Below are 14,612 nucleotides of genomic sequence, written 5' to 3'. Positions count from 1 at the left end.
AACAGCATGATAACCCCAAAGATATACAGCACATTTATACTGGCAATCATGTCTACGATAGCCTTTGCACAAACGGAACAACCGCAAGACAGCGTCACAGGTTATCGCAGGACTGTGCCCGAAATCCGTCAGGAATTACTTGAACGTATTCGGGCAATATTCACTTAATGGCCAACGTAACTCTAAAATGGGCTATATGGTTCCCGATCTCTATATGCAAAGCCATTTCGGAGGTACACTCGACTACATGTTCAATGATAAATTCGGTATTACCGGGGGAGCTGTCCATGAATTTAATCCAATAAAAGGGCACTGGGAAACCACCCCTGTTTTCGGTCCCGTAATTCATCTAAAAAAGAAATAAAGGATTCACGGCAAGCTGATTATTTTCATATCTTTGCGACACTAAAGATAAACCCAACGGATATGAAGAAGCTGATATTCTTTTTGCTGCTGTTACTGAGTACGGCCTCACTTTCTGCACAGTCGGAATCACCGTCCGACAGCATCCGGCATTTGCCCTCTACCGTCAAACAATACGGAGACTTCCTGATCGACATGGGACTGTTTATGGCAGCTCCTCCCAAACTACCGGAATATAAATTCGAGCTGCCCGATGCGAGCAAAGATTATAGCCGAATATTCAGTCTAAATCCCGACATTATAATGACACAAGGGTTATCCAATGTATTCACGCCCTCTCTTTCATACGGATTTGGTGGTTTCTTCTCGTCTCCACAACAACTCCAGATGGGATCGTTTAAACTGAAAAACGGCATGCGCCTGAATACATACGGAGAATATAATGCCAAAGGCCAGAAGGTGCCTAACCATGGTGCCATGCCATGGGAAAAGAATAACTTCAAAGGTGCTTTTGAAATGAAATCTTCCGATGGTAATTTCGGTATCCGCATCGAGGTTCAACAAGGACGCTACTATCCATATTAAAAAAGAAAGAAATGAAAAACATACTGATTATCGGTGCAAACGGATTTACGGGTCGCCGGATACTGAACGATTTGTCGGCTAAACCTATCTACAATGTCACCGGATGTTCTTTAAGAGATGATATCTGCCCCGGAAAGGGTTACCGTTTTGTACGTACAGACATTCGGGACACAGATGCCGTACAAAGGTTATTCAATGAATCCCAACCGGACATTGTAATCAATACTTCTGCCCTTTCGGTGCCGGATTATTGTGAAACTCACCATGCAGAAGCTGAAGCCACGAATGTAACGGCTGTTGAAACCATTTCACATGCCTGTGAACAGTATGGCAGCCGTTTCATCCATCTGTCAACTGATTTTGTATTTGATGGTAAAAGCAATCAACTCTACAAAGAAGAAGATGAAGCCTCTCCGGTCAATTATTACGGAGTTACGAAACTGAAAGCTGAAAAAGTGGTGGCTGATTGCTGCAGCAATTATGCAATAGTGCGTGTAGTTGTTGTTTATGGAAAGGCTCTCACGGGGCAGCATGGCAACATTCTTCAGTTAGTTGCCAACCGGTTGAGAAAAGGAGAAACAATTCGTGTTGTATCCGACCAATGGCGTACACCGACTTTTGTAGGAGATATTTCGGAAGGAGTAGAAAAACTGATGTTTCACTCCTCCAACGGAATCTATCACATTTGCGGGAATGAATGTCTCACGATTGCCGAAATCGCCTACCGGGTAGCCGATTTTCTGAAACTGGACCGTTCTTTGATTGAGCCCGTCACTACCGAAGAAATGCAAGAGGCTACTCCCCGTCCCCGCTTTAGCGGATTGAGCATTGAAAAAGCTAAAACTGAAATCGGATACAACCCACACACATTGGAAGAAGGAATGGCAGCCTGCTTGTCTGAATAGTATCGACACTTATATTTTTTCACCACAGAGGAGACACAGAGGGCACAGAGTTTTAATGTTCTTATTTGACGTATTCGCAAAATCAGATATTAATCCTCCGTGCCCTCTGTGGTGAAAAAGCGGGCTTCATCCTAACTTCTCCAACAATTCTTCAATGCTCCCCACCGTCACCACTTCTCCTTCCTGCAGATGCATAATGAATCCATTACCCTCTTTCAAATCACCGGTTTCGATATAAATATCGGACTCGATGTTACGATTTGCCAGAATTCCATTACGCTGCAAGGCTTTACGTACCATGGCATATTTCTGTCCGTGCCCTACCAGACGTATTCGTGATGTATATTCATTATCTACCCGGAACAAACCGGTCTCCAGATCGAATACAATACCTTTACGAGCGAAGAAACTACTCAATTTACCACTTAGGGAAAGATCCTCGGGAGTGCCGATAGTCACTCCATTCATCTTATCCATCAGCCATATTTTATCGGCAATCTGTAAAGCCAACTCTAAGTCGTGGGTAGAAAGAAAAATCGTTTTGTTGGTCTGCCGGCTCAGTTGGTGGAGCAATTGCATCATCTCCACTTTACTGGGAAAGTCGAGAAAGGCTGTCGGTTCATCCAGAAAAATCACCGGGGTTTCTTGTGCCAGTGCTTTGGCAATCATTGCTTTCTGGCGCTCACCATCACTCAGGGTATGTACCATGCGGTGCGCCAGATTCTCAATCTTTACCAGAGCAATAGAACGTTCAACCACCTCTTTGTCTTTTCCACGGAGTGTTCCCCAAAAACCGGTATACGGACTCCGGCCTAAACCTACAAGCTCGTGTACCGTCATATTGCGTATGTCACATTTCTCGGTGAGCACCACACTAATCACAGTCGACAACTCCTTGTCGGTATACGCATCGATTTCCTTACCCACAATTTCTATCTTGCCTCCCAGTTTAGGCTGAAAAGCCGAAAGCGTACGCAACAAAGTAGACTTCCCCACTCCATTGGCGCCCAGTAAGCAAGTCAATTCTCCACAGTTAATGCCGGCATTGATGCGGTCGGCCACCACTTTGACATCGGTCTTACCCAGATAGCCTATCGAAAGATTCTCTATATGAATGGTCTTCTGCTTCATATCTTTATTCACTTAATTCACTTAATTCACTTTTACGTTTACGGAACAACACAGATGCCACGACCGGCGCACCGACCAATGCTGTCACGGAGTTGACAGGAAGTGCCCCCTCGAACCCCGGCATACGGGCCACCAGATTACACACCAAAGCCAGTGACGCCCCCGCCAGCAAAGTAGCCGGCATCAGGATGCGGTGATCCGAAGTGTGAAAGATGGCACGGCAAAGGTGGGGAACCGCCAAACCGATAAACATGATCGGACCACAATAAGCCGTCACAATGGCGACAAGCACTCCCGAACAAGAGATTACCAACAGCCGGGCACGCTTTATGTTCAATCCCAGGTTACGGGCATATCCATCGCCAAGCAACATCAGGTTCATGGTTTTAATCAACAAGAAAGAGAGCGGAATCAGTACGACCATAATGCAGACAAACAAAGTCATCTGATCTCCGGAGACACGGGCAAAACTTCCCAGTCCCCAGATCACATAGGCACGGATATCTTCTTCCACACTAAAATATTTGAGTACACCGATGATAGCACTTGCCACATACCCAATCATCACACCGATTATCAACAGTGTGACGTTCCCTTTCACTTTTTGCGACACATATACAATAAGTGCCATAACCGACAAGGCTCCGATAACAGCCGCTAACGAAAGTGCCACTTCACCCATATATCCCAGTTTGCTAAGTGCCACACCTCCCAACGCACCGGACAGCAATACGACAAAAGCTACCCCCAGACTGGCACCGGAACTGATTCCAAGTACGGAAGGTCCCGCCAGCGGATTACGGAATACGGTTTGCATCTGCAAACCACTGATGGAAAGCCCGGCACCGGCCACTAAAGCTGTCAGGGCCTGTGGCACACGTGATTTCCAGATTATATTCTGCCAGATAATGGACTCATCTGTCCCTCCCCAAAGTATGTTCCATACCGAACCGATAGGGATGGAAACCGAACCCAAAAGAAGGTTCAACAGGAAAAAGATAAAAATAGATGCCGCTATAAGCAACATAAGAGGTACTGTCGGTCGTTTCATCAGGCAGATCAATTGAGGCGTTCGTAATAAACAGGAGTATAATCGGGCAACAAATCTGGATGAAAAGCTTTAATCAAATCCTCCAGTACAACTTCCGGCTGGGTAGGCATACTTTCATAAAACGGCTTCTCCCGCATATTGCAATAGATCACCCCTTTATCACGGAAAGCCCGGAAATCGGCATATCTCGGATCTTCGCTTTTCAGTGCATCATAAGAAAAGGCTCCGTCGAAACTATTGACGATGCGCCAATAATCGGCATTCTCTGCCTGGCTATACACCGTTTCAAAATCGAGCGTGACACCTCCCGAACGGGGATCGTCTTTCAAGAAATAGTCGGCTCCTGCGTCACGGAAAAGTTGTGCCAGAAAGCTCTTACCTCCTACAGCATACCAGTTGCCTCCCCGGATTTCTCCACTGAAAACTACCGGACGCTTTTCTACATGGGCAACCCGCTCTTTCAGTTCGTTATAATGCTTTTCAATAGCCGCAAACTTCCGGTTGGCCGTTTCTTCTTCACCTATAAAAAGTCCGATAAACTTAATCCACTCGGCCTGCCCCAACGGAGTCATCTCTTTGTAACCCAGATGCGGAACCAGCGGAATACCTACTTCACGCATGGCATCGTATCCGCCTCGTTTGAATGGTGAGATGAAAATGACATCGGGATTTACACTCATGATTACTTCGTTATCGAAATTCCCCTCAATACCTATCTTAGCTGTTTTCCCTTGCTTCAGACGTTCGTTCATCTCTTTGTTGAAAAGATGGCGGGTGCTCGTAATACCTACCACATGACTTAAAGCATCCAGTTTAATGAAATTTGATAACTGCAAGGAGGTCATACAGATAACACTTTTAACAGGCGTTTCTATGACCGTATAGTCAGCAGGAATATTTTCGGGTTTCACGCCTCTGGGTACAAGCGCATAATGAAAAGACTCGCCGCCTTCCTTCTGAGGATCACTGATATCGACCAAACGGCACGTAGGTGTATAAGTCACTCTGAATCCTTTGGCATAAACAGGTGTGATACGGATGGAAGAAGTATCGGCCGCCTCACAGGTTACAGTTGTTACGTTCTGGTTGTTCTTCGGACGGCAACCGGCAAAAGAAATACAGGCCAGCAGTGCGCATCCAATCAGGAATTGTTTCATCGGTATTCGTCTTTTAATTCAGATTATAGCGGTCAAAGATACTTAATAATTCTTGTTTCATAGGGATATTTTCCTCACTTTTGCAGAACATTAAGATGATAAACCGATAGCAAATGACAACATCACACCCCATACGTTTCGTATCTTTAGGACCGGGTGAACCGGACCTGATAACGCTGAAAGGATTCAAAGCCCTGCAAACGGCCGACTGTATCTTTTGTCCTGCCACCATGACCCGCGACGGGAAATCTTCGTCACGGGCACTTTCCATTCTGGATACTCTCGGATTCTCGGACACCATACAATGTTTCCGGCTTCCAATGGACAAAGATCGGACACAAGCTCTAAAAGCCTACGAAGCTGTATACGAAAGCAGCAAAACACTCCGTGCGGAAGGGAAAAACATTGTAATTGTGGCGGAAGGAGATGCAGGTCTCTACTCTTCCATCCATTATATTTACGACAAGCTGCGGGAAGACGGTATCCCTGTAGAACAGATTGCAGGTATTCCCGCTTTTATAGCTTCCGGAGCAATGGCAGGCATGCACATCGTCAGCCAGGAAGAACGGCTGATTATACTACCCGGACTTGTCACAACCAAAGAGCTGGAAGATTACCTGAAGCAACAAACCGTAGTGGTCATTATGAAGCTCTCGCAATGTGTAGAAGAAGTACACCAATGCATAAACAGCCATCCGGAATATCAGTATCACTATTTTGAGAATGTAGGAACAGAGAAGGAATACTACTCTTGCTCCAACGAAGAACTCCGTGAGAAGAGATTCCCCTATTTTTCAGTAATGATTATCAGGTTCTGACCGGACTTTATCCGGTGAAGGTCTTGAACTACCTATAGACGAGTTGTGTACCCCGGCATATACCGGTTGTACAACTCGTCATGGACCAGTTGTGTAACTCGCACGAATCTTTCATTTACCCTGCCTTCCTCTCATACAAAAACGCGTTTCGATCTTCCATCTTCCACCTTTTAGAGTGCATATCGTTGATTGTGAGATGTATAGATTGGTGGAAGATGCGGTTTTTATGCCATTTATCTTCCACCCCCATCTTCCATCTTCCACCCGCTGTTTTAGGGGATATTTCAGTAGTAACGGTTTGGAAAACAAATGGATATGTCCAATTTCTTATCCGTTTATCTCTCTAAAAGCATTTCATTTCCCTTACTCTCTTTAGTGCAAATGGTCGGATCCTTATCTCGGCCCGGGCATGCGGGCTCATCGGCCCGGGCATGCGGGCTCATCGGCCCGGGTATGCGGGCTCATCAGCCCGGGTATGCGGGCTCGTCAGCCCAGGTACGCGGGCTTGGATAAAGAGTTGTATGACAATGGTTAATCTACTACACTTCTCCGGTAATAGTCGGCCGGATTCTTTCTTAAAAAAGAAACAACGAAGCGCTGTTTCCACATCGCTGTGTGCGAATGGAAGGTTTTGTGGGGAGGGACAAGGGAGGAAGACGGTTGTTAGATGAAAGAGCCGTGTGTAACTCGTCTATTATTGGTCAGGACGATTGCATATTTGAGAGGGAATGATTACCTTTGCATGCCCCTAATACGATGATGATTATGAAAACAACCAAACTCCAACTTTCCCTTTTAGCCCTTTTCCTGGGATGTGTTTCTCTACAAGCACAATACAAATGGGCAAATCCATTAAACCAAGATATCCATGTGGTGCGTGGACAAGCATGGCAGAGCGAATTAAAAGATTCATATGCCCGACTGCCTCTACGGGCCCAGGATAAAGTGCGCAAGCCTTTATGGGATTTGGCGCAGCAAAGTGCAGGACTGTCTGTTGCGTTCCGTTCCAATGCACCGGAAATAAAGGTTCGTTATGTGGTGAAAGGCGGACTCTCTATGCCACACATGCCGGCAACCGGAGTTTCGGGTGTAGACTTATACGCTACGGACAACAACGGGCGGGAACGATGGTGTGCCGGACGATACTCCATGGGTGACACGATAACCTACAGTTTCAGCGGACTTTCATATGCAGCCAAATCCGGTAACGGATTCGAATATCAATTATTTTTGCCGTTATACAATAAAGTATCGTGGATGGAAATAGGAGTTCCTGCCGATGCCTCTTTCCGTTTTCTACCGGCCTCACAGGAAAAGCCACTGGTTATATACGGTACTTCTATTGCACAAGGAGCTTGCGCTTCCCGCCCGGGCATGGCATGGGGAAATATTTTAAACCGGAAATTGGGACATCCGGTCATCAATCTTGGTTTCTCCGGCAATGGAAAGCTGGAAGAAGCGCTCTTTGATCTGTTGTCTGAAATCGATGCGCAATTGTATATCATCGATTGCATGCCCAATCTGTCGGGAAAGAAAGAATCCGCCGTTGTATACGAGCGCACTCTGAAAGGAGTGAAAAAGCTGCGTGAAAAGAGCCGGACCCCTATCTTGCTGGTAGAACACGACGGTTATAGTAACGAATATAGTTCCGAAAGTGCGGAAGAATCTTATCGTGTAGCCAATGCAGAACTGCGCAAGGCATATGAAACGTTACAAAAAGAGCAGGTTCCGGCTGTATACTATCTGACCAAGGAAGAGATCGGTATCCCGATGGATGCCATGGTAGATGGTGTTCACTCCACCGACCTGGGTATGCAACAATACGCTGACAGCTACCAGAAGAAAATACGTGAAATTTTGCGTGAAGACAATCAAGGACCTGCTTCGTGCATCCCATGCAAGCAACAAAGAGATCCGTATGATTGGTACGGCCGTCACGAAGAAATCTTGAAACTGAACAAACAAAGTGCTCCTGAAATAGTGATGATCGGCAACTCGATAACACACTTCTGGGGAGGCGAACCCATCGCGCATAACCAGTTTGGCAAAGAATCCTGGGAGAAATTATTCAAAGGGAGAAGTGTACGCAACCTCGGATTCGGCTGGGACAAAACAGAGAATGTACTATGGCGCATCTATCACGGAGAACTGGACGGTTTCCAGGCTCGCAATATATTTCTGCTGATAGGTACCAATAATCTGTCATTCAACAGTGATGAAGAAATTATAGAAGGTATCTGCCGGATCGCAAAAGCCATTCATGAACGTCAGCCGCAGGCAAAACTCTGCATCATGGGCATCCTGCCAAGAAAAGGGATGGAAGCCCGCATTGCCGGAATCGATGCGGAATTACAAAAACAACTGGCAGGCAAAGACTGTACTTACATTGACCTTGCTCCGCAACTGACGCAAAAAGACGGATCGATAGACTCTTCTCTGTTCCGTGACGGACTGCATCCGAATGCAGAAGGATACAAGCGGATCGCAAAGGTGCTGAAAGAGTATCTATAAGCAGAGATCCGGTTGCTGATAAATACATATCAACCTTTCATCATTACAAGATATTCAGATGAAAGATCTGAGATATACCTGTTACCGAAATCTGTATGCCGATGCAAAATGTAAAAAAGGCTACGAGCTTATTTATAATCTGATTGCCTACAGGCCCGAGTTTCTGAATAATCCTCTGCCCCTGTGAGAGGAAAACATACAGTATTGCAGCCATACAGATGATGACAAGTGCAATAACAAAATAGTTGATTCCGGTCTGCAGTAGTTTCCCTTTGACACTGGCAGAGGCCATCAAAGTGAATATGACAGATATACTGCCGGGACCGATGCTGATGGGGAATGTGATGGGGTAAAATATCTTCTGTTCTATATTCTTCCATTTAAAGCTATCCAGATTCTGGTTAGACTCTCCCTTATCAGAAGAACCGGAATCGGCAAGCAATTCCATTGCCGTTTTACAAATCAGTATGCCGCCTCCAAGCTGAATCACAGGAATGGCCAGACCGAAAATCAACAAAAACAGATGCCCTATCACCAAAGTACCGACACCGATCATTATAAAGTTGAAAATCAGCTTCTGAATGGCAGTCTTTCGCTGTTTTGGGTCCAAGTCTGTAAAAAAGCCATTTACGACAAAACCGTTTCCCAAAGGGTTTACTACGGGAAACAAAGCCATAAAGGAGGATGAAAATATGATTAGCAGATTACTCAACGACATAGTTCTTGCTTTTTAAAACACTTTATTAAGAATGCAACACTCATCTACAAACACAGATTGCCTCTTATTGATGTTATAAATGCAAGAAACATCTTCTTATTGTGATATTTTAACAGGCCGTCATATACGTGCCAAAGCATATGCTAACGTACGTACCCCACTTAGAAATCCGGATGATGCGTCACCCGAAAATGACCTTCACTTCCGTCCCCTTCCCTTCCTCGGAAGCAATCTCTATTTTTCCTCCGTAAACAGAAAATATTTTCGCTGAAAGGCTGAGTCCAACCCCCTGCCCTGTATATTCTCTCGTATTACTTCCCCGGTAGAACGACTGGAAGATATGTTCTATCTCGTCCTTGGGAATTCCGATTCCGGAGTCCCCGACCGCTATTCCCCATCGTTCCCCCTCTTTGTAAAGCCGCACAATCACCTCTTCTTGCGAATACTTGCAGGCATTGTCTATAATGTTCTGCAAGGCTATCTTAAACAAATAGGGATTTGCATCGACCACAGCACTCTTTACGCCGTCCTCCGGATATTGCAACCGGAGGCGGGGAACAGCAGTACTCATCTCCTGTAATAAGTCTGCCAGATAAATCTTTTCGACGTTGTTTTTCCGGATATCCTCTTCCTGCCTCGACAAAAACATCAAATGCCTGATCAAGTTAGAGAGACGTTTGCTTTCCCCGGCAATTCGTTGAAGGGCTTCGACATATTCCTCCGTGCTACGCTCCTTTAACAAACTGATTTCACACTCACCCTGAATGGCGGTAATGGGATTATTCAATTCGTGGGAAGCATGGCTGACAAACGATTTTTCTGCTTTGAACGCAGTGTCGATACGGTCGAGCATACTGTTTAATGCTTTTATCAAATGATCCAGTTCATCTTTATTGCCGGTAGTCTTCAGTCGGCGGTTCAGGCTATTGCCCCGTATCCGCTGCAGCTGCAATAAAATATGTTGTAAGGGGATTAGTATTCTCGTAGAATAAAGTTGTCCCATGAAGAAGATCAATACTGAACTGCTGAGTATCAGGAAGGTAGATAATACCAGCAAATGTTCCTGTATTTTAACCCCATAGCCATTATGCGACATTACGATTACGATAAAGTTTCCCTCATTGTCAGGATAGTACAAAGCAGCTCCCAACATATCTTTATGGACAAAAGATACCGATGACATCTCCTTTGAATCAAGGAGCAGTTTTTGTTGCCCGGCAGAAAGATATTTATTCAACGTATCACGTACCACGACGTCACTGTCCATATTCAGCAAAATCTCTTTGGCCTCCGGCAACAGTTCATCATACTTCCGTTGAATGGCCAGATAGCTTTGTTCGTCCACCTCATCCCGTTCCCAATGTTTCTGGGCAGTCAGAAAAGCTTTTTCCCGAAGATACGACTGATACAATCCGTCGATATACCTCGAACTGAAGAGATAAAACACTCCAATGACGATCATGGTGGTCAACACTGTTATCAACGTATAAAAGAGGGCAATCTTACGTCCGATTTTCATAGTCAGGTGTTTTTTAGTCAGGCATACATGATATATCCGGAACCAACTACAGTATGAATCAGTTTCTTACTAAAGTCTTTATCAATCTTACCACGAAGGTAGTTTACGTATACATCCACTACATTGGTATTCGTATCAAAATTCTTATCCCATACATCTCTCAATAATGTCAGGCGCGAAAGTACCAATCCCTGATGGGTCATAAAATATTCCAGTAAACGGTATTCCTTGACGGTGAGGTCTATCTCCGCTTCTCCACGTCTGGCACGGCGGCTGTTACAGTTAAGCACCAAATCATCACATACCAACTGCCGGGCGGAATCTTCTCTTCCTCTACGCAGGATGGCCTTGATCCGGGCTTCCAGCTCCTGAAAGCTGAAAGGCTTCACCAAGTAGTCGTCAGCTCCCGCATCCAATCCTTTTACGATATCCTCCGTCGTACCCAGCGCAGTCAACATAATCACCGGAACCAGATAACCATACTGACGGCGATAGAGACGGCAAAGCTCCAAGCCATTCATTCCGGGCATAATAATATCTATGATCAGCAGATCGAATACTTCCTGCCGGATCAGTTCCCATCCGGAATTACCGTCATTGGCAACTGACACTGTATGTCCGAACTCCTTCAGTCCCCGTTCTATGAACGAAGCTATATTCACTTCATCTTCTACCAATAATATCTTTGCCATAACTTTTGAGTTTTAAAGTGACAAATATACGGTTTACACTCGTCTTTGCCGCAGCTTTCCATCTTTATCAAACAAAGTTTTACCATAAATGGCCTCTACAATCAGCGGAAAAATAAAAAGCGTAAAGAAAGTATCACACAATACGCCACCGATAATAACAATGGCAAGCGGACGCTGCGACTCGGAGCCGATACCATGGCTCATGGCTGCCGGCATCAGTCCGATAGCAGCCATAGCAGCCGTCATCACAACCGGCCGGACCCGAGAATGAACCGTACTCTTCACTGCTTCGGCCAAAGACATGTGCGAATGCACATTCGACTTAATACCCGAAATCATAATCACTCCGTTCTGAATGCAAATGCCGAACAAGGCTATAAAACCGATCCCGGCAGAAATTGAGAAGTTGAAGTGAGTGATCAACAGGGCAATGATACCGCCGGCCGCCGCAAATGGGACATTCAACAATACCAGTCCTGCATCCCGGGCATTGGAAAACAGGATGAAGAGGATAACGAATATAATGGCAATACTGACGGGAACAACCTGTGCAAGGCGTTTGCTGGCACGTTGCTGATTCTCAAAATCTCCGGTCCATTTCAGTGTATATCCGTCCGGAAGATGTACCGAAGCTTCCACTTTCTTTTGTGCTTCGGCAACGGCAGACCCCATGGCACGACCACGTACAGAGAACTTAACAGCACAAAAACGGGTATGGCTGTCACGGAATATAAGCAATGGTCCTGTAATGGTCCGGATATCTGCCAATTCCTTGATCGGGATCATCGCACCATCCATCGCTGGTACCAGAATCTTACCTATCTGCTCTTCGTTCTGGCGGAACTCTTCATTATAACGAACCATGATATTGAACTTACGCTCGTCTTCATAGAGCAATGAAGCAGATTTACCTCCGATGGCCATCTCAATAATAGATTGTACATTTTCTTTCGATACACCATAACGGGCAAGCTGTTTTTCGTTCAACTCGATGCGAAGTTCCGGCTGACCTATATTCCGGATCACTCCCAGATCTTCAATACCTGCTACGGTTCCCAACACTTTGTTTATCTGTACAGCCAGTTTCTCTGCCTCATATAAATCCTTCCCGAAAACCTTAACGGCAATAGAACCTTTTACACCCGAAGCGGCTTCCTCCACGTTGTCAGTAATCGGTTGTGAGAAATTGAAATCGGTACCGGGATAGAGAGCAAGGACAGATTGCATTTTTTCAATCAACTGTTCTTTACTGAGTCCGCTCTCCCACTCTTTCTCCGGATAAATATCAACATGAAATTCCACATTGTAAAAACCGGTAGCATCAGTCCCATCATTCGGGCGCCCGGTTTGCGAGAGCACCTGCTTTACTTCGGGAAAAACCAACAGCTCTCTACGCATTCTGTTGGCAAGTGAAACAGACTCATCCAGAGAAATGCTTTGCGGAAGGGTGGCACGAATATAGATGGCTCCTTCATTCAACTGCGGCAGAAACTCCATCCCCAGAAAAGAGTAAAGAAACAGCCCGGCTCCTCCGACCAAAGAAGCTAATCCGATGGACAGCTTACGATGAGCATGAAAAATGGCAAATAAAGCCGAACTTTTCTCTCTAATAAAACTCACCAGAAAATTACTTTTCTCACTCACATTTTTCCTTAACAGGATGGATGACATGACCGGAACCAGGGTCAAAGTAAAAATCAAGGCCCCCAGTAAAGCAAACCCCAATGTATAAGCCAAAGGAGAAAACATTTTCCCTTCCACCTTTTGAAACGAGAATATGGGGATTAACGCCGTAATAATAATCAGCTTGGAGAAAAAGACCGCTTTGGCCTTTTCTTTGGCAGTATTCCGGATCAGCCTCATCTTCGACATCCGGTTGAAAACGGGCATCCTCACTTCTCTCGCTTTCCGATCGAGAGCAACGAATATACCTTCTACCATCACTACGGCCCCGTCTATTATGATCCCAAAGTCAATGGCTCCCATAGAAAGCAGATTGGCGGACATCCCCATTACATGCAAGCAGATAAAAGCAAACAACAGGGATAAAGGGATAATGACAGCTACCACTACCGTTGTCCGCCAGTCCGCCATAAAGATGAATACAATGAAAGTTACCAATAGTATGCCTTCCACCAGATTGTGCGTTACAGTATGTACAGCAAGATCCACCAGATCCTCCCGATCATAAAAAGGTACAATCTTTACATCCGTCGGTAAGATGCTTTCGTTCAATTCATCTATTTTCATCTTCAGCCCGGATATCACTTCACCCGGGTTCTCTCCCTTGCGCATCACTACAATACCTTCCACGACATCATCCTCGTCCATTCGCCCTACCTGTCCCAGACGAGGTAAACAAGATTCACGGACATCAGCCAGATTCCTCACCAGAATGGGAGTACCATTGATATTTTTCACTACAATGTTCCGCAACTCCTCCAAATCGTTAATCAGCCCTATACCTCTTACGACATAAGCCTGGGAGCTTTTGGTTATTACATCTCCGCCCACATTAATATTACTCTTCGAAATGGCATCATAAAGTTCCAGCGAGGTGATGCCGTAATTGATTAACTGGTTTGGGTTGACACTTACTTCACAGGTTTTTACTTCACCACCGAAACTGACAATATCCGCCACACCCGATACGGCACGCAGATTGCGATCGATCACCCAATCCTGAATCGTTTTCAGTTCGCGTACACTCCGTTTGTCACTTCGCAGGGTATAGCGGTAAATCTCTCCTGTAGGTCCGTAGAGAGGCTGCACCTCAGGAGTTACTCCTTCCGGCAGATCGGCATCATTCAATAAATTATATACCTGTTGACGAGCAACAAAATCATCCACATGATCCTCAAACAGCACATTGATGACTGACAACCCAAACAAGGTTGTCGAACGGATATCTGTCTTCTTCTGTACCGAATTCATGGCTATCTCCACCGGAATCGTAATAAACTTCTCTACCTCTTCGGCACTGCGTCCCGGCCACTGGGTAATGATGGTCACTTTCGTATTCGTCACATCGGGAAATGCATCGATCGGAGTGTGTCTGAATGAAACCACACCGGCGATGATGGCAATCACCGTACAAAAAAAGACGAAAAACTTATTCTTCAACGAAAAAGCCACAATATTGTCTATAAACTTATGCATAGT

Annotated in this window: 12 protein-coding genes and 1 pseudogene; 6 read left to right on the top strand and 7 right to left on the bottom strand. The window is 45.4% G+C overall.

Features of this window, described 5'->3' with window-relative positions; all coding sequences use genetic code 11:
* The first annotated feature begins 6 nt into the window (after positions 1–6).
* The 4 genes and pseudogenes from ISX59_RS01515 (at position 7) to ISX59_RS01500 (ending at position 1,853) form a co-directional block, all read left to right on the top strand.
* On the top strand, positions 7–168 hold the full coding sequence (locus ISX59_RS01515) for a hypothetical protein (RefSeq protein WP_175413774.1): 162 nt from the start codon (positions 7–9) through the stop codon (positions 166–168).
* Positions 137–364: pseudogene (locus ISX59_RS01510) on the top strand (hypothetical protein); the annotation flags it as partial. The gene ISX59_RS01515 and the pseudogene ISX59_RS01510, both read left to right, overlap by 32 nt.
* Positions 365–426: 62 nt before the next feature.
* Positions 427–948 (top strand): hypothetical protein, encoded by a 522-nt coding sequence (locus ISX59_RS01505; protein ID WP_032529947.1) that lies wholly within the window; start codon positions 427–429, stop codon positions 946–948.
* Between the two features lie 11 nt (positions 949–959).
* Complete coding sequence (locus tag ISX59_RS01500) at positions 960–1,853, top strand: SDR family oxidoreductase (RefSeq protein WP_032529946.1); 894 nt, start codon at positions 960–962, stop codon at positions 1,851–1,853.
* Positions 1,854–1,979: 126 nt separating this feature from the next.
* Here ISX59_RS01500 and ISX59_RS01495 read toward each other — a convergent pair whose 3' ends face one another.
* From ISX59_RS01495 to ISX59_RS01485, 3 genes are read right to left on the bottom strand one after another with little or no spacing between them, the layout of a single operon-like run.
* Entirely contained in the window at positions 1,980–2,984 is a 1,005-nt protein-coding gene (locus ISX59_RS01495; protein WP_022012793.1) for an ABC transporter ATP-binding protein, read from the bottom strand.
* A gap of 4 nt (positions 2,985–2,988) precedes the next feature.
* The gene (locus tag ISX59_RS01490; RefSeq protein WP_220575586.1) at positions 2,989–4,035 is read right to left on the bottom strand and encodes an iron ABC transporter permease; all 1,047 of its coding nucleotides are present in this window, start codon (positions 4,033–4,035) and stop codon (positions 2,989–2,991) included.
* A gap of 8 nt (positions 4,036–4,043) precedes the next feature.
* Positions 4,044–5,192: an ABC transporter substrate-binding protein gene (locus ISX59_RS01485; protein WP_044300643.1), complete on the bottom strand. Its 1,149-nt coding sequence runs from the start codon at positions 5,190–5,192 to the stop codon at positions 4,044–4,046.
* A gap of 113 nt (positions 5,193–5,305) precedes the next feature.
* On the opposite strand from ISX59_RS01485, the gene ISX59_RS01480 reads away from it, so the two are divergent.
* Both ISX59_RS01480 and ISX59_RS01475 read left to right on the top strand, forming a co-directional pair.
* Positions 5,306–6,010 (top strand): precorrin-2 C(20)-methyltransferase, encoded by a 705-nt coding sequence (locus ISX59_RS01480; protein ID WP_220575585.1) that lies wholly within the window; start codon positions 5,306–5,308, stop codon positions 6,008–6,010.
* A gap of 765 nt (positions 6,011–6,775) precedes the next feature.
* Positions 6,776–8,521: an SGNH/GDSL hydrolase family protein gene (locus ISX59_RS01475; RefSeq protein ID WP_181996495.1), complete on the top strand. Its 1,746-nt coding sequence runs from the start codon at positions 6,776–6,778 to the stop codon at positions 8,519–8,521.
* A gap of 43 nt (positions 8,522–8,564) precedes the next feature.
* Here the strand turns inward: ISX59_RS01475 and ISX59_RS01470 are convergent, their stop codons facing one another.
* The 4 genes from ISX59_RS01470 to ISX59_RS01455 form a co-directional block, all read right to left on the bottom strand.
* Positions 8,565–9,239, bottom strand: a complete 675-nt coding sequence (locus ISX59_RS01470) for a MarC family protein (RefSeq protein WP_005805743.1) — start codon at positions 9,237–9,239, stop codon at positions 8,565–8,567.
* A gap of 181 nt (positions 9,240–9,420) precedes the next feature.
* A complete protein-coding gene (locus ISX59_RS01465; RefSeq protein WP_220575584.1) occupies positions 9,421–10,758 on the bottom strand; it encodes a HAMP domain-containing sensor histidine kinase in 1,338 nt (445 codons plus the stop codon).
* 17 nt (positions 10,759–10,775) lie between these two features.
* On the bottom strand, positions 10,776–11,450 hold the full coding sequence (locus tag ISX59_RS01460) for a response regulator transcription factor (protein WP_005777552.1): 675 nt from the start codon (positions 11,448–11,450) through the stop codon (positions 10,776–10,778).
* 33 nt (positions 11,451–11,483) lie between these two features.
* Positions 11,484–14,609 (bottom strand): efflux RND transporter permease subunit, encoded by a 3,126-nt coding sequence (locus ISX59_RS01455; protein WP_220575583.1) that lies wholly within the window; start codon positions 14,607–14,609, stop codon positions 11,484–11,486.
* Between the last annotated feature and the right edge of the window lie 3 nt (positions 14,610–14,612).

This window comes from Bacteroides sp. FSHCM14E1 (assembly GCF_019633785.1).
Taxonomy (GTDB): domain Bacteria; phylum Bacteroidota; class Bacteroidia; order Bacteroidales; family Bacteroidaceae; genus Bacteroides; species Bacteroides hominis.
This window is presented reverse-complemented; position numbering and strand designations above follow the sequence as displayed.